A 20067-nucleotide genomic window follows, 5' to 3' on the forward strand; every position below is an offset into this window, starting at 1 on the left:
TTCTCACCTCACCTTGGAGCCCAGGAACTCCGCTACCTCGCCGACGAAGATGTATTTCTCTGTGTTGATCTTGGTAGCGCTCGGGACCTTCTCGAACTTCATATCCGCGAACTCGGGCGGTACACCGACATAGATCTTGAGCCTCTTATAGGCGGCCCTTCCATTCGGGCGGTCATAGGGGAGCATCCCTCTGACCATGCGCTTCAGGATGAGGTCAGCACGCCTCGGGTAGAAGGGACCGGAGTGGTCATAACCCCTGTCCCGCTTCTGCTTATACTTCTCAAAGATCTTATCACGGTCCCCCGTGATGATGGCCTTCTCGGCGTTCACTATGACGACCGACTCACCCTTTACAAGCTGATGCGCCACGGTGGTCGCAAGCCTTCCTGCCACATGTCTCTCTGCGTCTATATAGATCATCCAGGTCACCTCAGCATCTTGACGCCTGCGCCGTTCGGCCTCATCTTCACAAGGTCCATCAGGCTGATGCCCTTGCCGCCGGCGGCCGCGATCTTCTTCCTCGCGGACTCAGAGAAATCATATGCAGCCACAGTCACCTTCTTGTTGATGCTGCCAGCCCCCAACACCTTTCCGGCCACGACGATGACATCGCCGTCGGTGGTGTATCGCTCCAACTTGCTCAGGTTGACCTCTGCCCAATTCGCCTTGGGCTTCTCGAGTCTCAGAGCAATGTCTCGCCAGATCTCCGCCCCGTTCTCCCTCGAGGACCTCTTCAGATCATCGATAAGGGCAACCAGGTTCGGATCAGTCTTCTTTGGTGTCATTTGTCTGACTCTCCCGACATTGGTAAGCGGCACTAATAGAGAGGGGGTTAAAATACCTTTCCTAGTCAGCAGCTTGTCAGGGGACGTAGAGCCAGCGCGTCATAGCAGATCGCTTCTCGTTTCGTGCTGAGCCGCCCTTATCGCCTCCTCCAATCGCTCCAAGGTCCGCTCCCTCTCCAGCGCCCAGTCCCTTGACCAGACCCGTACCGTCCGCCAACCAAGGTTATTGAGGACCGCCTCCCTTACTATCTCTCGGTCGCGCACGCTGCGCCCGGCCTTGTATGATGCCCCATCGCATAATATCCCTAGCAGGAACCTCCCTTCCTTTGAAGGGTCCTTTACCCCCAGGTCCACCTTCATCGATGATGTCCCAATGCTCCTTACAACGTGATATCCTCTGGCCTCCAGCGCCTCCGCGATGGACTCCTCGAGCTTGGACTGTGGCAACGCGGACCCCTTCGGTGGCATCGTCTTCGCTCCTCTTGACTCCGCATGGTCGAGGTACTCTTTCAGGAGCACCACACCAGCTGGACCATCCCTTCCGACCTGGATGTCCGACGAGCGGATCGAGGACACGACCTTGACGCTCCTCCTCGCCCTCGTGATGGCCACGTTCAACCTCCGAGCCCCGCCTTCCTGGTTCAAAGGCCCGAAGTTCATGGTCATCACGCCCTTATCGTCCTTTCCATATCCTACAGAGAAGATCATCACGTCCCGCTCGTCCCCCTGTACGTTCTCAAGGTTCTTCACGAAGAAAGGTTCTGGGACGTCCTCGTCGAACAGTCGTCCAAGATCTGGGTTCTCCTTGATCATCGTCTTGACCTTGTACTCCAATCTGTCCTCAATGGCCTCCTGCTGTGCCTGGCTGAACGCCACGACCCCTAGCGACAGGTCAGGATGCGAAAGGAATTGCTCTATGACCATGTCCGCCACCACTCCAGCCTCTATCCCATTATCCCTCCTTCCGCCTCTGTCGTACACACCATCCTTCACATAGATCAGCTCGATCCCCTCTCCATGTTTGCCAGGGTCTGCCGACGGCATGGTGAACAGCTTACCATCATAAAGGGTCCTGTTCGAGAACGAGATGAGCGGCTCCTGTCTCGACCGGTAATGCCAAAGCAACATCTTCTGCCTCAGGCCGATGGTCCCACAAGCATCGAGGATGCTCTCCAAATCCTCTAGCTCCCCTTCCCCGTTCATCTCCACAAGCCTGTCAAAGAACCTTGTCGGGGGTAACTGCCTGTTGTCACCCACAATGACGATCTGCCTCCCTCTCGCTATGCAGCAGACAGCATCCTCTGGGACCACCTGCGAGGCCTCATCGAATATCACGACATCGAACTGAGGTCCATTCACCGGCGGGGCCAAGAACTGGCTGACCGTTATGGGGCTCATCATCAGACAAGGCTTGGCGACCCTTATCACGGTGGGGCATCTTGCCAGCATCTCTCTCACCGTAGGTCGTCTCTTCATGCCTCTGAGCCCGTTGAGGTAACCTTCCTCAGAGCGCCATTTATCATCCGAGCTCATCCTCATCTCCCTCAGCCTGGAGTAAAGGATGGAGCGGACCCTCGCCCTGGCGACCGAGATCGACTCCTTGTCCAACTGCTTGTACCTGGATACCTTCTCCATATGCTCTGATGAGCTGAACCTGCCCAGCACCGCGTCCTTCGAATGCAGTTCCTGCAGCCAAAGCTGGAACAACCTCCTCCTGAACATCGCCTTCAGGTCGGACATCTCTGGCCGTCTTTTAACGACCTCGTCGAAGAGTGCACCGAGACCCTCGTTCCTCAACGTCCTCTCGGCTCTCCTTAGCTCCACCCATTCGCTGAGCTTCGAACTTGCTGCCACATGCTCCGTCGCGAACCTCATGACCTTATCGATGTCCGTCGACCCATCGAGCCCCCTCAGCCCGTCCGCGAACATGTTACGAGCAGAGCCCAGAGCAAGGTCCAGCTCTCTCATCGCCTTCAATGCCGCAGGCCCATCTCGGACCACGTCCTCCCTCAGTTCCGCCCCCTCTGCCACCGATGAGGTCCACCGGTCATCGTACCCGGGCATCTCTATGAAAGCCTTCGTCCACCGGAGCGCCGAGATCATCGGCCCGCTGTCCATCCATAGGTCCTTGTTATATCTGCCGAACCATTCTTCCCCATGTACATCCACATCGTCCAAGAGGGCCTTGGCACGCTGATATTTCCTGAGCGTTAGGACATCGTTCTTGGCCTCACGGTACCCGATCTTTCCTACAATGGACAGAGACCTGAGGGCCTGCATGTCCTTGCGATAAGAGCGGTTGAACATCCTCAGGAAGCTCCTATATCGGCCCTCGAACCTTTCCGCATAGGCCGCCCCATCGAAGTCAAGGAATTCCCTCTTGTAACGTGAGAGGAGCTGCGACTCGGTCGATGAGACCTCATCTTTGGCGGTCAGCAATCTCATCGCGATGTCCAGAAGGCGTGAGGCCTCTCCTTTCAAGAACCAGTTCTTTGGTGGTAAAGGCGATGCGCCGGCGGCGGACATCAATGACGCGAACTTGCGATATGCGTCAAGAGATGTCGGGACAGGCAGTCCAGCTTTAGGGCAGAAGCTCTCAGCGATACCGCGGAGCCTCGCGATCTCTTCTGCGACGTCCTGGAGACGTACGAGCAGGTCGCTCTGCTCGGCGGGGCCGAGGTCCTTAAGATCGCAGTCCCTCCAGGGATGCGAATCCTGCTGGGTGACGACCGTCTTCAAAGATATCAATCTGGTTATCGCGCCTTCGGCACGGTCCAGGCGCTCCTGCGTCATATCTAGAGGCTCACGGACATCAAAGAGGAGCTGTGGATGGCCATAGAGCGAGGCAAGCTCGCTGTAAACCGAGAACGGCGTCATGGCCAACCCCCCTTGAGGGGTATGCAGCGCATTGAAATATGACCTCAGATCCTCCATCACATTCCTAAGCTGGTTGAGCTTGAACTCGTCCTGCCCGTCGACGACAGGAGGCTGCATCTCGAGCGGTCTCATCATGCTCTCCAGGACATCCTGCTTTCCTGGATTCCCTGAGTGAAGCTCAAGGCAGAAATCGCCGAGACCACACGCGTCCAATCGTCTTTTTACAACCTCCAGTGCTGCCATCTTCTCTGCCACGAACAGAACGGTCTTACCTGACGCCAAGGAGTTCGATATGATATTGGCTATGGTCTGGCTCTTTCCTGTTCCTGGGGGTCCGATGAGCACCATGCTCTCTCCCCTCATTACCGCATCAACCGCTTCCTGCTGGCTTGAATCTGCTTCGAGCACATTGAAAGATCTAAGGGGGTCTGGATCGAGGTTGGTCTGCCCATCATCCAACCGAGGGACCTTGGAAAGGTCACCCGCCAAGGCCCTCAACAAAGGATGCTCTTTTATCTGCTGGTTGCAGACCTTCATATCATTGTAGATAACGATCTTGGCGAACATGAAGAGGCCGATCATCGGGGCCCCTATCTGCACGTTCCACCCGGTCCTCCTCATCAGGGCCGACGCCAAGGAATCAAGGTATTTCAAGAGGTCAAAACCTGTCAGATCCTCAGGGGCGGGCGGAAGTTCTACCCCCATCTCCCTCCTGACCTTCAACACCAGCGCCGGATTGAGGACAAGATCTCCATCAGACATTTGTATGGAATAAGGCGCGACGAGACCCTTCTTCGATATTTTTATTGGTGCCAACAGAAGGGGGGCCAGATGAACATCGTCCTTATCATCCTTCCATATCAGCGACCCGAATGTGATATATAGGGCATTAATGCCCCGTTCCCTTTGAAATAGGGCAGACCTCGACCGGAGGTTCTTAAGCACCCTTTCTGTGTTCGGGTTCAAGGTCGAGGGGAGCAACCTATCATCGGTGAGACCAAGATCGTTATGCAGATCGCACTCCCTTCCACCAGACTGGTCCTCCAAGAAATCGTCCCGCATCTTTTCACATTGAAGGTACATGACCTTTTTCTCGAGGACGATATCCTCGAATATACGTCTCATCTCTGGATGCTTCAGGACGATCGTCCCGGATTTGGTCAACTTATAGTTGAGAAGCCTGTTCTTCAGGCTCATGTCGATTAGCTTTGACTCCCAGTCAGCGATCTTCCGATCAATGGTCGCTCCTTGTTCCGCCATTTCTCCCATTCCTCTCTGAGGATTCATCGAAGGGGTAATAATTGATTTGTTCCCGAACATCGGATCAAGAATAGGACATCCATGATATCGGATCCTCATCTTATTTCAGAATAAAAACTGGAGAAGCCCGTTTGAATTTTATATAAAAAAAAGATTAATAAAATATATAAGCATGGATGTGTTAAATAATACATTCGTCATAGGGTAAAGCCCACCCCGGGGTAGTCTGATGATACGTTTTGGTCCAGCAGGGATACCTCTTTCTTGTAAAGGAAGGACGTTGAAGGATGGAATCGAGGACGTTCACAACCTAGGCCTCAATGCCATGGAGGTCCAGATGGTCCGCGTCAATGTCATCGAGAGGATGCCTGATGATGAGGAGGTCGGGATGACCCCTTTGGAGGTCGAGAGCGACCTCATAATCGAGATCATGCGGACCGTCAAGAAGAAGGAAACGGTCATCACGAACATCAATGAGAAGATCAAGGCCGACGACAGCCTGATCACTCTTGCGTCAGGCCTGGTACAGAACTTCAAGGAGCTGAAGATCCTCGGAAAAATGGGCAAGGAGCTGGACGTCGAGCTCACGATGCATACCCCATATTATATGGACCTGACCTCAGGCAACGAGCTCACGCAGAAGAGCATCGACTCGATCAGGTGGGCGGGCCTATTGACCAACCAGATGGAAGGGACGATGGTCGTATCCCATATCGGTCTTTATGGCGACCCTGAAAAAATGAGCAAGCGGCAGGCCTACAAGGTCATCAAAGAGAACATAGAGGACATAATGGACTTTTGGAGCAGGAACAAGCTGAAACCTAAGCTTGGCTTTGAGACCTCAGGAAGACAGGAGGTATTTGGCAGCCTTGAGGAGCTCTTGGAGCTGGCCGATGATGTAGAAGGCATTGTCCCGGTGCTCAACTTCGCCCATCTCCATGCCAGACAGAACGGTACCCTGAGAGAGCCGCAGGATTTCGGTGAGCTTTTTGATAAGGTCGAGTCCTACGTTGGAGGTCACTTCTACACCCACTTCGCTGGGGTGGAGCATGAGGGTGGAAATGAAAAAAGGGTCACACCTATCAAAAAAGGTGACCTGAGATTCGAGCCATTGGCCGAGTATCTAGCAGAGGAGAATCCGGACTGTACCATAATATCGAGCTCCCCTCTTTTGGAGCATGATGCGATGTACATGAAGGTGATCTATGAACGAATCCTGACCAAGAAGGTCTCAAAAGATTCCAAGGTCGGGAAGAAGGAAAAGCCGAAGGCCAAGGACAACGATTATGATTATGAAGAAAAGGAAGATGATGAGGATTGAAGGAGACTTCTGCGTTCATCCTTAAAGAGGTCCAATCGGCGATAGAGAAGGTAGATGATTCCAAGATCGATGAGATCGTAGATGCTATCGTTTCCGTGAAGAAGATCTTCATCTACGGGGTCGGAAGGTCTGGCCTGGTAGGGAAATCGTTCGCGGTCAGGCTTGTGCAGATGGGTTTGGACGTTCACTTCGTCGGTGACATGACCACGCCAATAGTCGAAAAGGAGGACCTCGTCATCATTATCTCCAACACAGGGGAGACAATGTCCGCCGTCCAGACCGCCAACATCGTCAGGAGGATAGGCGCCACAGTCGTGAGCGTCACATCTTCATATCATTCAAAGCTCGCCATCGCATCGAGCATCGTCCTAGAGATCCCGCCCTGCAGGGATGAGAGGAGGAAACAGCTGGCCCCTTTAGGGACGCTGTTCGAGGTGGCCACGGCGATCCTGCTGGACTCTCTTGTACCGGTACTTATGCAGAGATTGAACCTCACAGAGGCGTCCTTGCGAAAAAGGCATGCCATATGGGTGTGATCAGGAGTTCTTCCTCCTCCTTTCCCTTACGGTCTCACCAAAATAAGGGTTCTGGAACTCCTCCCAATATATCGCAAAGGGCCTTTCTTCCACCGCTCCATCACGGAGATGGAATGCCGCTATCTCAGAGTTGACAGGGTCTATGACCAGGGCAGAATGGTATGGACAATTGAACATCTTTGCCTGGGTTTCCACATCGGTCGGCGAAAGGAAGCAACCATGACCTGGATGGGAGTGGTACCATCCTACTATGACATAATTGAAGCATGAGTCGTCCATCGACTCGAAGAGCTTCTCAAGACCGTCGCGCTCGAACCGTACGCTGACCGAGGTCGCATCGAGGCTTGTAGTTGCGACATCTCTAACGAGGGTGTATGTTCCTGACAGGTCCTTGTACACCGACCCCAGCATGAATCCCATGACCTCCACCCTCTCCTCCCGCCTCGACAGTGCATGGTTCCGGATCTTTTCCTCGGCCAACCTGGAAATGTAGAGCTCAAGTCCGTCCTTCAAGGCATCTTTGAAGATCTGCGTGGACCCTTCATTCAGCCATTTATGCGGTCTGCACCTCTCTGGTGGTGGCCTTGGCCTCGATTCGACCTCTAACATAGTGGATGAAGTGATCGATGGTTTCATCCTCATTTCCTTATCACCCTTGGTTGAACGGTCTTTGCCAATGGCATCGTTTTGAGGTCGGACCTATTGAAGAATTCTGCCGCCAATGTACAGGATTCTGTCCCAAAAGGGCTTGACCCGTTGGGTGCAAGGAGGAGCGACTCGATCCCTTTTAGGAAAGTCAAAAGGGTAGAGTTGAAGTTCCAATCATTAAGCAACCTGGTGCAGACATGGCCCCCATCCTCAGGTTGCATTATGTTCGGATGAAATATGGGCGTTTTCCAGATGACCAGGGGCTTCTCAAAGGGATATTCCCTTCCGATAATAATCCTGAAACTATGGGAGTAACGATAGGATATCCTACCACCTTCAAGCACAGGTCCAGGAAGCTGATTGATCGTCACATCGATCTTCAAGGGGAAATCCGTCAGTTCGGGGTCGGATACATCGATCACTGCCTTGGTGGCTAATTTGCATGAGGAGATCTCGTTCTTCAACCTGGACCTGAGGATCTCCTCTGGGAGGGTCATGCACCGCCCTCGGGGTCTGGTATGAGCTCAAGCTCGTCTTTGTCAACTATGCCCGCCTCTGCAACGGTCTGTTGCCCTCTAAGGAGCTTCTTGCCTTTTCGTATGACGTAGGCCCCCTCTTCCTTGTTCCAAAATGAAGCCGCACCCTCTATGATCTCTTGTACGGTGTTATCCATCTCTAGCTCCATGTCCACCGTGCCGCCGGTCTCGGCGTTCCTTATCTTCAATTTCATAAAAATTCACCGTCGGCAAAGGAAAGGTAGGGATTTTTAAGGCACTTTCGATTAGATTCAACATAATGATAATCATGGATGGTTCGGGCAATTTGGATCGATGCTGGTCTCGTATTCATCCATCGTGCCTAAAAGACCGTTGTAATACATCACGTTCCTGATGCAGCTGTCCTCCCTTCCAGAGAGGATCTTCAAACCCTCTCTCACCTGTATCGCCGCTATGACGCTGGTGGTCGTGATCTCTGCGGCCACCCTCCTTTCATGGAAGACAATGTCGGTCCCTGTACAGCTGTAACGTCTTTCCAGCACCTTGAAATGGCTTCGGTTCATCGCACACTGCAGGCAAGGGGTCTTTGGGGGGATGACCACCTGGACCTTTCCTGAGGAACCGTCGGTGCCTCCATCGATATAGGGCGACCCAGCATAGTACGAGTGTGAATTCACATGAAGTCTTGCGGCGACATTGTCCAGGCATCCAAAGATCAGGTCATAGTCCTTGAAAATCTTCCAATCCAGCTCCTCCACACGCCCTTTATGGACCTTGAATCGGACCTCAGGGTTCATCTCGGTAGCCCTCTTCGCCACAACATCAACCTTCATGGCCTTGGTCTCGGCATCAATGTCACGGAACATGACACATCGATTGAGATTCGACCTCACCACATGGTCCATATCTATGAGCAAAATATCTTTGATGCCAGAGAGGACAAGGTCCTTCACCACCTCATTTCCGAGGGCTCCCGCACCGACGACCGCGCATTTCGACCTTTCGATCTTGTCAACATCGAGCCAATCGATCCTTCTTGACCTATCGAGACGGTCCTTATCTTGGTCCCCTGGTCTTATGCTTCCCATCTTAGCTCAATTTCATGTGAGGACCGTCGGAGGGATGAAACTTTCGAGCAGAATATCAAAGGGCGATTCCTAGCAGATCATACACCCAGGATGGATATCACCATATGTGCTCTATCAGGATCCTGATGCCGATCAAGATCAGGATAAGCCCGCCTATCATCTTGACCCCTCTACCGACCATCACCCCTAGCTTACCTCCAAAAACGAACCCCGCCGCACAAAAACCGAAGGTCACCGTCCCAATTATGATCGCAGGCAATAAGATCGAGGTCTCAAGAAATGCGAAGCTGAGGCCCACCATGAGCGAGTCTATGCTCGTGGCAATGGCCAAAAGGATGGCCATGGTCAAAGTGACATCCCCATCCCCATCCTCATCCCCGTCCCATGAGTCATAGATCATCTTTATCCCTATGAAACCAAGGAGAAGGAACGCCACCCAATGGTCGATGCCCATTATGAACTCCTTGAATCCTTGACCGGCGGTCCATCCTAGTATAGGCATCATGGCCTGGAAACCACCGAAAAGCGAGGCCAGCACCATGCCGGTCCTCATTCTTCTGTTCCTCACTGTCATTCCTTTGACTATGGACACAGCGAACGCATCCATGGCCAGGCCAGTTGCGATGAGGAGAACGGTCAAAATGTCCATCTGTACACCGGTATGTTCAACCAGACCGATGATGATTGTATTTGGATATTTTCATCATCAGGCTCACCGGCCGAGGAGAGCGATAAGCCCACAGGTATATTATCATCGGAGACCGGTTCTTGGTTGTTGTGAGGTCTTGACCCCTGTAAAAAGCTTTTATTAAAGCCATTGCGTTCCAGAACCCACCGGTAAGAGCATGAACGATTTCAAGGTCACTCCTTGGGAGGTCACGGGCGACATCGATTATGACGAGCTGATCGTAAGGTTTGGAACGAAGCGAGTGGACGATGAGCTCCTGGCCCGTTTTGAGAAGTATGGACCTTTACATCCACTTCTAAGGCGCGGGATAGTATACTCCCAGAGGGATATGGAATGGATATTGGACCAGTACGACAGGGGGAACAAGTTCTTCCTATATACAGGCAGAGGGCCTTCGGGCCATATCCATCTGGGCCATCTCATGCCCTGGATATTCACTAAGTACCTGCAGGACACCTTTGGCGCCAATCTCTATTTCCAGATGACCGATGATGAGAAGTTCTTGTTCAACGACAGGCTCACATTGAAGGAGACCAAGGCCATGGCGTATGAGAACGCCCTCGACGTCATAGCGTTGGGCTTCGATCCAAAAAAGACCAAAATAATCGTCGATACAGAATGCATCAAGACCCTCTACCCCATGGCCCTGGAGGTCGCGAAGAGGGTGACATTCTCCACCGCCCGTGCGGTGTTCGGGTTCGAGAACGACAACAATCTTGGGGAAATATTCTATACCAGTGTCCAAGCGGCCCCTTGCTTCATGGAGAAGATATTATATGACAGGGACACACCGTGCGTCATCCCATGCGGGATAGACCAGGATGCGCACTTCCGCGTGACGAGGGACGTCGCCCCGCTGCTCGGCCTTCCAAAGCCAGCACTGCTCCATACAAAGATGTTCCCTGGACTTACCGGAGGGGACAAGATGTCATCATCAGTGCCCGGTAGCACGATCTACACCCTTGACACACCTAAGGAAATAAAGAAAAAGATAGGGAACGCATTCACCGGTGGGGCCGTGACCGTCGAAGAACAGAGAAGGAACGGTGGAAGGCCAGAGGTCTGCTCGGTCTTCAAGTACAATTTCTATCTCTTTGAGGAGGATGACAGGGCGGTAGACGACCTAGCGGACAGGTGCCGGAAGGGGGAGATACTGTGCGGGGAGTGCAAGAAGACCCTGACCGAGCGGATCATCAAGTTCTTGGATGCGCATCAGGAACGCAGGGAGGCCGCGAAGGACCGTCTAGATGACTTCATGCTGAGGGAGCGATGCTGACCATCAGACCGATCGGTCATGTGAAAAACGGAATCAATGGTCCGGCAGACTTCAAGGACCAGGTCTCAGAGATAGTGATAGATGAAGCGTTGCAGGACGGTCTGTTCCGCTTGGAACGCTCGGACCGGATCATCGTGATATTTGTCTTTGACAGGAACATAGGGAATGATTTCAAGCTCAGGCTCCATCCAAGGGGTGACCGTTCCATCCCCGAGGTCGGGGTCTTCGCATCGAGGTCGCCCTTCAGACCGAACCCTATTGGTGTCACTGAGGTGGAACTTTTATCAGTGAAGGGCAACGTGCTTACCGTGAAAGGTCTTGACGCATTCGATGGGACCCCGGTCCTGGACATAAAGCCAGCCGAAGCTTGGGACGGCAGATAGAAATATCGAGGAGCTTTTTCCCCCACATATGAACGCCTCGCAGCTCTTGGAAGGCCTTAGTTTCACCGAGCGGAAGGTCCTGTTGACGCTGAACCAGCTGAACGGCTCCGCCACGCCGGAGAGGATCTACGAGGTGGGGGCGTTCCAGCACACAGCAGAGGTCATGAACGCCTCCTCTTGGCTCCAGTCCAAAGGATTGATCGAGGTAATGGAAAGCGCGAAAAAGTGGTACTCCCTCAGATCGAAGGAGGTGCTAGAGAAGGGCCTCCCTGAGAGAAGGGCACTGCAATTGATAGCTAAGAACGGTGGAAGGGCGACTGTCCCGCAGCTGGAGGAGGGCCTAGGGAAGCCCGACGCATCGCTGGCGATCGGTTGGTTGAAGAGAAAGAACCTTGTCACATTCGAGAAAGGAAGCGGACCGGCCACGATTTTGCTAAATGAGCTGGGCATGAAAGCCCTGACATCGGATATGCCAGACGAGGCGGTGCTCAAAATGCTCGCTGAGAAGGACGTATGCGAGACCGAGCTCGATATGAACATAATCGCTCAGCTGAAGACGCGCCAGGACCTGATCGTCGAAAAGCTGGTCATCTCCCGCTCCTTTTCCATAAGCGACCTCGGCAAACAGATAATATCAATGGGCATCGAGCTGAAGGAAGAGGTCGCACAGCTCACCCCAGAGCTCATCCAGACAGGCAAATGGAAAGATGTAGCGTTGAGAAAATACGACATCAGGACCTTTGCTCCCGCGCTTTACGCCGCAAAGAAGCATCCGATCACGCGCATCGGTGATGAGATCAGGAGGATATTCATCCAGATGGGGTTCACGGAGATAGAAGACGAATTCGTCCAAGCAGCGTTCTGGAACATGGACGCGCTCTTCACACCTCAGGACCATCCGGCAAGGGATATGCAGGACACTTTCTATGTGAAGGACCCTGCGAAGTTGGACCTTGAGGACGAGGCTGTCGTCGAGAAGGTCAAGGCCGCGCACGAGAACGGCGGGGACACAGGGTCCCTCGGTTGGCGCTACAGATGGTCCAGGGAAGAGGCAGAAAAGGCTCTTTTAAGGACCCACACGACGGTCAACACAATAAGATATCTTGCGAAGAACCCAGACCCCCCGATCAAGGTCTTCAGCATCGGGAGGATATTCAGGAACGAGGCGATAGATGCCACGCATCTCCCTGAGTTCATGCAGATCGAAGGGATCATAATGGAGGAGGGCGCGAGCTTTGACATGCTCGTCAAGGTGCTGAGAGAGTTCTATAGTCGAATGGGGTTCGACATCATCAGGTTCAGACCAGGCCCGTTCCCATACACTGAACCGTCCCTTGAGATAGAGGTCTACTACAACGGCAAATGGATGGAGCTGGGCGGCGCAGGGGTCTTCAGGCCTGAGGTCATAGCCCCCCTTGGCATAAGGCATCCTGTGTTGGCTTGGGGCCTGGGCTTCGAGCGTTTGGCGATGTTGCGTTGGAACTTGAAGGACATCAGAGAGCTTTATATCAGCGATGTCGACACTCTCAGGTCGAGCCCGATATTCTGATCCCTGCCTTTGAGGCATGCTCTTTCGCCTTGTCTTTCATCCCTAGTGCCTCATAGGCCTTGAACATGGTCTCATGGATGAGCCTCTTGTCCCCTGGTCTGGCCATGCCCAAGGCCTTGCTCAGATATTTGACCGCCTCGCTCGGAGAGCCCTGCCTCAGTAACAGATTCCCGGTCATGTAATATATCATCTCGATGGCGTCCGGGTCCTGTCTCACGGCCTCATGGTGCATCAGGCCATCCAACCTCGCACGGGCCTCCTTCTGCCTGCCAACAATGCTCTCCGCCTCGGCCATCAAGCACTCAAGTTGGACGTCCACCCTCCCTCCGAAAAGCTGAAGAGCATCGGTCATGACAGGTATTGCCAGCGCAGCCTCTCCCGAGTCCATCAGTACTTTTGCCCTGAGCCTTAGGCCTTCGACCTTCAGGTCGATGTCGTCCGATGATGTCATTTGCTCTGAGATAGCCATCGCCGCTTTCCGGTCGCCCACTGCCCTTGCCGTCTCACCTCTTGCCCGTAAAACCTTCGGACCGTATCTTTCTGAACTTGTTGGTACCTCCATGAGGAGGGATAGCAGGTCGGGGTCCTTGTTCTCCAACAATATCGTCGAACGACTGGCGACCAACATCTCGGCCTCTTTTATCCTTCCTGAGCGGAGCAGATGATAGAGCCTCTCCCGGTAATCCCCTTCCTCGAGCCAATGGTCAGCGGCGGCCGAGTGATACTCTCTAAGGGCATCAGCATCCAACATCGCCTGTATCGCTTTTCTTAGCTGTTCCGGCAGCTCAACCCGTCCTATCTTGTCCTCTGGGAAAAGAGAGATGGTCGTCTCGGGCAACCAGCAGCGCCGGAACTTCTTCCTATAGACCGATGCCATCCCGAGCACCGGCCTGAACTCCTCGGCGGTCGATTCCCACAGTTCCGGCCCCTTGCACTTCTTGAGGTCTAAAAGCGGGGCGATCTCGATGCCTTGGCCCTGTATGTAATCCTTAAGGTTCTTGGCCCTCTTCTCACCGGCCTCGGTCAGATAATAGACCTTCCTCTTTGTCGGACCCTTTTTGATGTGGGACATCTTCTCAAAGACATCGCCGTGCTCTTTGAGCTTCTTCAGCTCTATCGCCGCATGCGCCCTAGAGATACGTATCGCCTCTGCTATGCCGTCCTGGCTTACCTCTGGAGGGGCATCAAAACTGTCAATGTACTTCGAATATTGAGCTAGGTGCAGGATTATCCGCTCGCCTACGGTGACCGCGCTTACCATGATGACCGCTCCCTCAGAGATATCGGGTACCAATAGGGACATCATTACAGTTACGTTACCAATGGTGGACCTTGATAATAACTGGCAAAAGGATTATCGGTCACGATGGGATTCGTTGTTCCATGATCCTAATGATCGCCAGTCACGGCGACATCGCCGGGATGAACATCCTTCAAAGATTGCAAGAGGCAACCTCTTGGACGAAGGAGGCCGAGTTCCGAGGAAATCCGGTCCTGAGGAACGGCGACCTTCTGTTGACCATGAGCGAAACCCCGCATCTTCATGCCGATAACATCGACAGGGAATTTGCCCTTGATACAGGGTCCGACATCTCTGAGGTTGTCTTTCTCTCAAAGCACAAGGCGGCCTCTGGGATCAGGACATTGACCGTTCACCCTATAGGTAACTACCACAAGGCGGAGTTCGGAGGAAGGGATGGCGAGCTTGTTCCAACCAGCCCCTCGACCATGAGCGGATTGCTAAGGGCCCTGACAAGGCACGCCATCGGTCTCCCCTTTAAGGTATCTTACGAGGTCACGCATCATGGACCTTGGCTCGAGACCCCCTCTCTCTTCATAGAGATAGGGAGCGCCGAAGAGGATTGGGGGCACAAAGAGGCCGCCATGGCCATCGCCTCGAGCCTGCTCTCATTCGAGCGAAGGGACGACAAAGTGGTCATCGGGGTCGGTGGAGGGCATTATGCCCCTAGGTTCACTGAACTGACACTATCGAAGAAGGTATCCTTTGGGCATATGGTCCCTGGCCACGCCCTCGACCGTGCGGACGACAAAGAGATAGCCGCCATCCTTAAAAGGGCCGCCATGGCGAGCGGTACGGAGAACGTCTACATCCACAGAAAGTCATTCTCTGGGACTATGGCCAGGAAGGTCAAGGAGGTCGCGACCAACATGGGCATGCATGTCATAGAGAGCAGCGATCTGCCGGACCTTCTCACCTGACGCGCTCGATATCCTCCTCATCAAGACCGTCCTCTGCGGACGCTGCATCATCTGATAATACCGCATTGCAATAAGGGCATATGGGTGAATCATCAGGTACCTCTTCTCCGCATAAAGGGCATTGAAGATGTCCGAACCCCATGGCGCTCTCTGATGGGGGAGCATGTGTCATTCTGATAGAGCTGCGTGACGTGGGCCGGAGCGATGTTCTTTCACGCGCATCGAGCACGAACATGAGCGCCCCCACCCAGGAGAACATCATACCGAATATGCCCAGATAAGGGCCCGCACCATAAATGAAGCCATCCTTTCCTAAAAAATCAGACTCCATCATGATCAAGGTGACCGCCAGGAACACGATCATAAGGACGTTCAGCACAACAAGGGGTATGGCCCACGGAAGCTTCCTCTCCCTTGGCCAGTCCGAGCTCCTCAGCAGGATCGCCGACATCATCGCACATATGAGTGCAAGGAGCTGCATCACCAATGTGACCAGATAGGCCCTGCTCTCATCGATCATCTCAAAGACCGATAGGTCATTGCCCCCGCCGGCGACCCAAGGAACGAGGGCCGAGGCCCCCATGAAGATGCCACCAACCGCCCCGAGCAGAGCTCCGGCCTCGGTGAGGTCATCGACCTTCCCTTTTCGGTCCATCCTAGGGGCCCTTTTCCAGCTTTTCCCATCCATCGGGCGGAACATGCAGGTCGGATAAAATAATGCTATCGTGCTCAATCTCCGATGTAGGTCCCTTTCACCTCTTGACCTAGCACGGCCTTTCTAAGCTCGTCAATGTCCCTGCCATTTATTATGTAGATGGGTATCTTGTTCCTCATCGCGATCTCCGCACCTAACCTGTCAAAGACGTCCGATGGGCCCGCGCCATGGGCCCCTTTGTTGACCAATTCATAGAGTGCCTTGAAGGTCATCCTTGAGATGCGCCTGGCATCAGGGTGTTTCTTGGGATCTGCGGTATAGGCCGCGTCCACAGAGGTGCCGTTGACTATCCTGTCGGCCCCTGCGGCCTCTGCCACCATCGCCGAGACCGCATCGGTGGTATGCCCTGGGCAGGTCCCGCCCATGACCACGACCTTCCCCTCAACGGATGCGCTCACAGCCTCTTCTGGCGTGGTGGGCATGCAATTGACGGCGACATCCCCCAGGGCCATCTGGAGAAGTCGGGCATTGAGCCTGGTGACACCTATCCCCAGCTCATCCAGCTCATCGACCGGACGGCCCAGCTCTCTTGCAGTGGAGATATAATACCTGGCGATCTTCCCCCCTCCACACACGATGAAGATCCTCCTCTCTTCACACAGGTCCCTGATCAGGTCCGCGACCTTTCGAAGAAAAATATGATCATCATCGCCTGGAATGAGGATCGAACCGCCCAACGAGATGACGACAGTGTCCATGTGCCACACCAATAGCTTTAATAGGGTAATCCTTTCTCCCTAAAAAACCATAAGGTCGTCATATAATGCCAGAGAATGTACAGGGCGAGCCGCTAACGGACCGCCAGAAATATGATTTCAAAAGAGATCTGGAAGAGATCCGCTCTCTAAAGGGGTGGGGGACCGAGCTCATATCGGTCTATGTGCCGCCCACCAAGCAGATCTCCGACGTCGCAGCTTATCTCCGCGAGGAGTTCTCACAGGCCTCAAACATCAAATCACAGGGCACCCGAAAGAACGTGCAGGGGGCCATACAGTCTATTCTCGCTCGGTTGAAATACTTCAAGGCCCCCCCGACCAACGGTGTGATCTTCTTCGTCGGGGAGGTCGTCACAGGCAACAATCAGACACGTATGGTCCAGTACACTCTGATACCGCCCGAGCCGATCACAACGTTCATTTACAGGTGTGATTCGGACTTTTACCTCGAGCCTCTTCAGGACATGCTCTTGGACAAAAAGGTCTATGGCCTGATAGTCATCGACCGGTCGGAGGCCACCCTGGGTATACTCAGAGGCAAGAGGATCACGGTCGTCAGGAACTTCGACTCTCTTGTTCCGAGCAAGCATAGGATGGGCGGTCAATCTGCCCAACGTTTCGAAAGGCTCATCGAGATAGCTGCCAATGAGTTCTTCAAAAAGGTTGCGGACATGGCCACAGAGGCGTTCCTTAACCTTCCGGGGCTCCAAGGGATCTTGATAGGAGGCCCTGGTCCTACCAAGGATTACTTTAATGAGTCTGGCTATCTCCATCACGAACTTCAGAAGAAGGTCATCGATACCTATGACATCGGTTACACTGATGAATATGGCCTAAAGGAGCTGGTGGAGAAGGCGAAAGAGTCATTGGCCGACCTGGACCTGATGAGGGAGAAGCGCCTGGTCCAAAGGCTCTTGGAGGAAGTGAGGAAGAACGAAGGAAGCCTGGCAACCTATGGGGAGGACGAGGTGAGACATGCGACCATGATAGGTCAGGTGGACACCCTTCTGATCTCGGAAGCTCTCAGGAAGCGGAGGATCGAGATCAAATGCCCTTCATGCGGATTTGAAGGAAAGTTGACCGTGCCAAAGACACCAGAAATCCCACAGTGCCCAAAGTGCCAGCAGCCTTCAGAACTTGTCTCGGACGTTGACCTTGTCGATGAACTATTTGAACTCGCAGATAGCATGGGCACGAAGGTCGAGCTGATCTCATCCGAGTCAGAGGAGGGAGAGATGCTCTTAAAGGCCTTTGGTGGACTGGCCGCTATATTGAGGTTCTCAACGAGCTGATACAAATGGACCCGATGCAATCGTTCGCAGATGAGGCGCGCAGGTTGACCGAAGAGGCCTTGATGAGGGCAGGGACAGAGGTTATGCTGGAGATCGAGAGACCGCCCGCTGGGGTGGCCGACTTTGCCGTCCCGTGCTTCCCCCTGGCGAAGAGATTGAAGAGAACACCTGTTGTCATCGCGGAGGAGATGGTCCATGCGATGCCCAGATCTGAAAAGTTCTCTAAGATATGGGCTGAGAAAGGGTATGTCAATTTCAGGGTCAACGAGCCGATGCTGGCCAAGATCACAATCAGAGCGGTCCTTAACGAGAAGGAGGGATATGGCACCTGTGAGAGAAAGATGCCGAAAGTGCTGCTAGAGCATACCTCGGTGAACCCTACTGGCCCGATACATGTGGGAAGGGCGAGAAATCCTCTCATTGGTGATACTCTTGCACGTTGTCTTAGACGGGCGGGCTATGACGTCACGACCGAGTACTATGTCAACGACGTTGGGAAACAGGTCGTCCTGCTCTCATGGGGCCTCAACAATGTGCCTGAATCAGAAGTGCCACCATCGGAAAGGGAAAAGGTTGACCATAGGCTCGTAGGTTATTACCAGAAGGCGAACCAGATGATGGAGTCCGATCCTGAAGTGAGCAAGCAGATATCGGACATGTTGGTCAGGTTCGAAGCAGGGGATGCAAGTATAATAGAGCAGGTCGGCGAGACGGCAGAATTGATGCTCCAGGGGATAAGGGTGAGCCTTGAAAAGGTCGGCGTCAGGATCGACCAGTACACCTGGGAATCCAAGTTCATTCTGGACGGTTCTGCAAAGCAGGTGGTCTCTAAGCTCAAGGCATCCCCTCGGTGTCATGAGGAGAACGGTGCATCCTATCTAGAGCTTGAAGAGCTGGGAAACCAAGGGAAGAGCACGAAGTTCTTCTTCACAAGGAGCGACGGGACGACACTTTACACAACAAGGGACCTCGCCTATCATCTTGACAAGTTCAAAAGGGCGGATATCTGTATAAACGTCCTTGGGGAGGACCAGAAGCTCGGCATGACGCACCTTGTCTCCGCGCTCAAGATACTTGGGGAGGAACGGGCCCCTGAATGCGTCTTCTACTCCTTTGTCTCATTGCCAGAGGGCAGGATGTCGACGAGGAAGGGCGTCGTGGTGTATCTCGACGACCTGATCGACGAGGCCGAGGACAGAGCATTGGAGGAGGTCAGGAAGCGCAGGTTCGACATCTCCGAGGAAAAGATGTTCGAGATAGCCAAGATGATCGGGCGAGGGGCGATAAGATATAACATCATACGCGTCCAGGCTGAGAAACAACTGGTGTTCCAGTGGGAGGACGCGCTCAATTTCGAGGGCAACAGCGCCCCATTCCTCCAATACGCGCACGCACGTTGTTGCAGCATCCTGCGTAAGGCAGGAACGTTCGATAGGGGTGCCGACACTGCTCTCCTCACGCATGATTCGGAGAAAAAGTTAATCCGTGTCATATCTCTATTCCCCAGCATCATCAAGGAGGCGGGGGAGAAGAGGAAGATCCATATTCTCCCGGCGTTCGGCCACGAGCTGGCGTCGGCCTTCAACCAGTTCTATGGCTCCGTGCCCGTGCTCAGGTCAGGAGAGCTAGAGGCCGCGAGGCTTTGTCTGGTCGAGGCGACGAGATGGACGCTCCGCAACGTCCTTGACACGATGGGCATCGCAGCCCCGGAGGAGATGTGATGGTTGAGATAAGGGCATTGAAGGAAGGCGACCGTGGACACCTGAGGGCCTTGGAACTGTTCTGCATTAGGGAATACCTCGAGGCCTCGTTGAACAAGGATTGGGACAACATACCGCAGGACCTGATGGACCAGCTAGGTGCCTCTTCAAAGGGCTCGTTCGACCATTATCTCAAGAACGGGTTATGCTATGTGGCGGTCGAGGAAGGTCAGATAATCGGTTTTGTCTTCTCTCAGATGCTCGATTATGTCAACAACGTTCAGAAGGTCCTTTGGATAGAGAGCATAGCTGTCCATCCAGACCACAGGAGGAAGGGGGTAGGATACAAGCTCCTGAAGAAGGTCTCTATGGAGGCGAAGAAGAAAGGAGCGAAGGCGGTACAGAGCATAATCATGCCCGACCTCGTCTCTTCGGTCATGCTGCACAAGAAGCTCGGGTTCTTCATGGACGGACGCAAGGTCGCCTTCCTTGACCTGGAGTCCGTGCAGTGATCGA

Annotated in this window: 20 protein-coding genes; 9 read left to right on the top strand and 11 right to left on the bottom strand. The window is 53.7% G+C overall.

Annotation, left to right across the window (positions count from 1 at the left end):
- Nucleotides 1-3 precede the first annotated feature (3 nt).
- The 3 genes from HPY73_06885 to HPY73_06895 all read right to left on the bottom strand — a co-directional run bounded on the left by HPY73_06885 (nucleotide 4) and on the right by HPY73_06895 (nucleotide 4931).
- Entirely contained in the window at nucleotides 4-420 is a 417-nt protein-coding gene (locus tag HPY73_06885; protein ID QLH75191.1) for a 50S ribosomal protein L13, read from the bottom strand.
- Between the two features lie 5 nt (nucleotides 421-425).
- A complete protein-coding gene (locus HPY73_06890; protein ID QLH75192.1) occupies nucleotides 426-785 on the bottom strand; it encodes a 50S ribosomal protein L18e in 360 nt (119 codons plus the stop codon).
- Nucleotides 786-884: 99 nt separating this feature from the next.
- On the bottom strand, nucleotides 885-4931 hold the full coding sequence (locus tag HPY73_06895; protein QLH75193.1) for a DUF4011 domain-containing protein: 4047 nt from the start codon (nucleotides 4929-4931) through the stop codon (nucleotides 885-887).
- A gap of 220 nt (nucleotides 4932-5151) precedes the next feature.
- On the opposite strand from HPY73_06895, the gene HPY73_06900 reads away from it, so the two are divergent.
- Together HPY73_06900 and HPY73_06905 are read left to right on the top strand one after the other, a co-directional pair.
- A complete protein-coding gene (locus HPY73_06900; protein QLH75194.1) occupies nucleotides 5152-6243 on the top strand; it encodes a TIM barrel protein in 1092 nt (363 codons plus the stop codon).
- The gene (locus tag HPY73_06905; protein QLH75195.1) at nucleotides 6240-6779 is read left to right on the top strand and encodes an SIS domain-containing protein; all 540 of its coding nucleotides are present in this window, start codon (nucleotides 6240-6242) and stop codon (nucleotides 6777-6779) included. Before HPY73_06900 ends, HPY73_06905 begins: the two co-directional genes overlap by 4 nt.
- Here the strand turns inward: HPY73_06905 and HPY73_06910 are convergent, their stop codons facing one another.
- The 5 genes from HPY73_06910 to HPY73_06930 form a co-directional block, all read right to left on the bottom strand.
- Nucleotides 6780-7421, bottom strand: coding sequence for a hypothetical protein (locus tag HPY73_06910; GenBank protein QLH75196.1), 642 nt, complete (start codon nucleotides 7419-7421; stop codon nucleotides 6780-6782). It lies immediately after the preceding gene.
- On the bottom strand, nucleotides 7418-7924 hold the full coding sequence (locus HPY73_06915; GenBank protein QLH75197.1) for a hypothetical protein: 507 nt from the start codon (nucleotides 7922-7924) through the stop codon (nucleotides 7418-7420). Before HPY73_06915 ends, HPY73_06910 begins: the two co-directional genes overlap by 4 nt.
- The gene (locus HPY73_06920) at nucleotides 7921-8157 is read right to left on the bottom strand and encodes a hypothetical protein (GenBank protein QLH75198.1); all 237 of its coding nucleotides are present in this window, start codon (nucleotides 8155-8157) and stop codon (nucleotides 7921-7923) included. Before HPY73_06920 ends, HPY73_06915 begins: the two co-directional genes overlap by 4 nt.
- Nucleotides 8158-8229: 72 nt before the next feature.
- Nucleotides 8230-9012, bottom strand: a complete 783-nt coding sequence (locus HPY73_06925; protein QLH75199.1) for a ThiF family adenylyltransferase — start codon at nucleotides 9010-9012, stop codon at nucleotides 8230-8232.
- Nucleotides 9013-9109: 97 nt separating this feature from the next.
- On the bottom strand, nucleotides 9110-9661 hold the full coding sequence (locus HPY73_06930; GenBank protein ID QLH75200.1) for a manganese efflux pump: 552 nt from the start codon (nucleotides 9659-9661) through the stop codon (nucleotides 9110-9112).
- A gap of 196 nt (nucleotides 9662-9857) precedes the next feature.
- Here HPY73_06930 and HPY73_06935 point away from each other — a divergent pair, with 196 nt between their 5' ends.
- From HPY73_06935 to HPY73_06945, 3 genes are read left to right on the top strand one after another with little or no spacing between them, the layout of a single operon-like run.
- Entirely contained in the window at nucleotides 9858-10976 is a 1119-nt protein-coding gene (locus tag HPY73_06935) for a tryptophan--tRNA ligase (GenBank protein QLH75201.1), read from the top strand.
- Entirely contained in the window at nucleotides 10970-11359 is a 390-nt protein-coding gene (gene tsaA, locus HPY73_06940; protein QLH75202.1) for a tRNA (N6-threonylcarbamoyladenosine(37)-N6)-methyltransferase TrmO, read from the top strand. Before HPY73_06935 ends, tsaA begins: the two co-directional genes overlap by 7 nt.
- Nucleotides 11360-11387: 28 nt before the next feature.
- Nucleotides 11388-12908: a phenylalanine--tRNA ligase subunit alpha gene (locus tag HPY73_06945; GenBank protein QLH75203.1), complete on the top strand. Its 1521-nt coding sequence runs from the start codon at nucleotides 11388-11390 to the stop codon at nucleotides 12906-12908.
- Here HPY73_06945 and HPY73_06950 read toward each other — a convergent pair.
- Complete coding sequence (locus tag HPY73_06950) at nucleotides 12886-14169, bottom strand: hypothetical protein (GenBank protein ID QLH75204.1); 1284 nt, start codon at nucleotides 14167-14169, stop codon at nucleotides 12886-12888. The genes HPY73_06945 and HPY73_06950 overlap by 23 nt on opposite strands.
- 122 nt (nucleotides 14170-14291) lie before the next feature.
- Here HPY73_06950 and HPY73_06955 point away from each other — a divergent pair, with 122 nt between their 5' ends.
- Nucleotides 14292-15128 (top strand): hypothetical protein, encoded by an 837-nt coding sequence (locus tag HPY73_06955; GenBank protein QLH75205.1) that lies wholly within the window; start codon nucleotides 14292-14294, stop codon nucleotides 15126-15128.
- Here the strand turns inward: HPY73_06955 and HPY73_06960 are convergent.
- Both HPY73_06960 and pyrH read right to left on the bottom strand, forming a co-directional pair.
- The gene (locus tag HPY73_06960) at nucleotides 15121-15816 is read right to left on the bottom strand and encodes a zinc ribbon domain-containing protein (GenBank protein ID QLH75206.1); all 696 of its coding nucleotides are present in this window, start codon (nucleotides 15814-15816) and stop codon (nucleotides 15121-15123) included. The two genes, HPY73_06955 and HPY73_06960, sit on opposite strands and share 8 nt — an antisense overlap.
- A 41-nt stretch (nucleotides 15817-15857) precedes the next feature.
- On the bottom strand, nucleotides 15858-16541 hold the full coding sequence (pyrH, locus tag HPY73_06965) for a UMP kinase (GenBank protein QLH75207.1): 684 nt from the start codon (nucleotides 16539-16541) through the stop codon (nucleotides 15858-15860).
- Between the two features lie 65 nt (nucleotides 16542-16606).
- Between pyrH and prf1 the strand changes: the two genes are divergently transcribed.
- The 3 genes from prf1 to HPY73_06980 are packed head-to-tail and all read left to right on the top strand — an operon-like array spanning nucleotide 16607 to nucleotide 20063.
- A complete protein-coding gene (gene prf1 / locus HPY73_06970; protein ID QLH75208.1) occupies nucleotides 16607-17851 on the top strand; it encodes a peptide chain release factor 1 in 1245 nt (414 codons plus the stop codon).
- Nucleotides 17851-19572, top strand: coding sequence for an arginine--tRNA ligase (locus HPY73_06975; GenBank protein QLH75713.1), 1722 nt, complete (start codon nucleotides 17851-17853; stop codon nucleotides 19570-19572). The genes prf1 and HPY73_06975 overlap by 1 nt, the downstream gene beginning before the upstream one ends.
- The gene (locus HPY73_06980) at nucleotides 19572-20063 is read left to right on the top strand and encodes a GNAT family N-acetyltransferase (GenBank protein QLH75209.1); all 492 of its coding nucleotides are present in this window, start codon (nucleotides 19572-19574) and stop codon (nucleotides 20061-20063) included. The genes HPY73_06975 and HPY73_06980 overlap by 1 nt, the downstream gene beginning before the upstream one ends.
- Nucleotides 20064-20067 lie beyond the last annotated feature (4 nt).

It is taken from the genome of Methanomassiliicoccales archaeon, from assembly GCA_013415865.1.
In the GTDB taxonomy this organism is placed as follows: domain Archaea; phylum Thermoplasmatota; class Thermoplasmata; order Methanomassiliicoccales; family UBA472; genus MVRC01.

Excerpts from the sequence above, each read along its gene's own strand:
- HPY73_06885 (QLH75191.1), bottom strand. The coding sequence starts at position 420 with ATGATCTATATAGACGCAGAGAGACATGTGGCAGGAAGGCTTGCGACC.
- HPY73_06890 (QLH75192.1), bottom strand. The coding sequence starts at position 785 with ATGACACCAAAGAAGACTGATCCGAACCTGGTTGCCCTTATCGATGAT.
- HPY73_06895 (QLH75193.1), bottom strand. The coding sequence starts at position 4,931 with ATGGGAGAAATGGCGGAACAAGGAGCGACCATTGATCGGAAGATCGCT.
- HPY73_06900 (QLH75194.1), top strand. The coding sequence starts at position 5,152 with ATGATACGTTTTGGTCCAGCAGGGATACCTCTTTCTTGTAAAGGAAGG.
- HPY73_06910 (QLH75196.1), bottom strand. The coding sequence starts at position 7,421 with ATGAGGATGAAACCATCGATCACTTCATCCACTATGTTAGAGGTCGAA.
- HPY73_06915 (QLH75197.1), bottom strand. The coding sequence starts at position 7,924 with ATGACCCTCCCAGAGGAGATCCTCAGGTCCAGGTTGAAGAACGAGATC.
- HPY73_06920 (QLH75198.1), bottom strand. The coding sequence starts at position 8,157 with ATGAAATTGAAGATAAGGAACGCCGAGACCGGCGGCACGGTGGACATG.
- HPY73_06925 (QLH75199.1), bottom strand. The coding sequence starts at position 9,012 with ATGGGAAGCATAAGACCAGGGGACCAAGATAAGGACCGTCTCGATAGG.
- HPY73_06930 (QLH75200.1), bottom strand. The coding sequence starts at position 9,661 with ATGGACATTTTGACCGTTCTCCTCATCGCAACTGGCCTGGCCATGGAT.
- HPY73_06935 (QLH75201.1), top strand. The coding sequence starts at position 9,858 with ATGAACGATTTCAAGGTCACTCCTTGGGAGGTCACGGGCGACATCGAT.
- tsaA (QLH75202.1), top strand. The coding sequence starts at position 10,970 with ATGCTGACCATCAGACCGATCGGTCATGTGAAAAACGGAATCAATGGT.
- HPY73_06945 (QLH75203.1), top strand. The coding sequence starts at position 11,388 with ATGAACGCCTCGCAGCTCTTGGAAGGCCTTAGTTTCACCGAGCGGAAG.
- HPY73_06950 (QLH75204.1), bottom strand. The coding sequence starts at position 14,169 with ATGGTAAGCGCGGTCACCGTAGGCGAGCGGATAATCCTGCACCTAGCT.
- HPY73_06955 (QLH75205.1), top strand. The coding sequence starts at position 14,292 with ATGATCCTAATGATCGCCAGTCACGGCGACATCGCCGGGATGAACATC.
- HPY73_06960 (QLH75206.1), bottom strand. The coding sequence starts at position 15,816 with ATGGATGGGAAAAGCTGGAAAAGGGCCCCTAGGATGGACCGAAAAGGG.
- pyrH (QLH75207.1), bottom strand. The coding sequence starts at position 16,541 with ATGGACACTGTCGTCATCTCGTTGGGCGGTTCGATCCTCATTCCAGGC.
- prf1 (QLH75208.1), top strand. The coding sequence starts at position 16,607 with ATGCCAGAGAATGTACAGGGCGAGCCGCTAACGGACCGCCAGAAATAT.
- HPY73_06980 (QLH75209.1), top strand. The coding sequence starts at position 19,572 with ATGGTTGAGATAAGGGCATTGAAGGAAGGCGACCGTGGACACCTGAGG.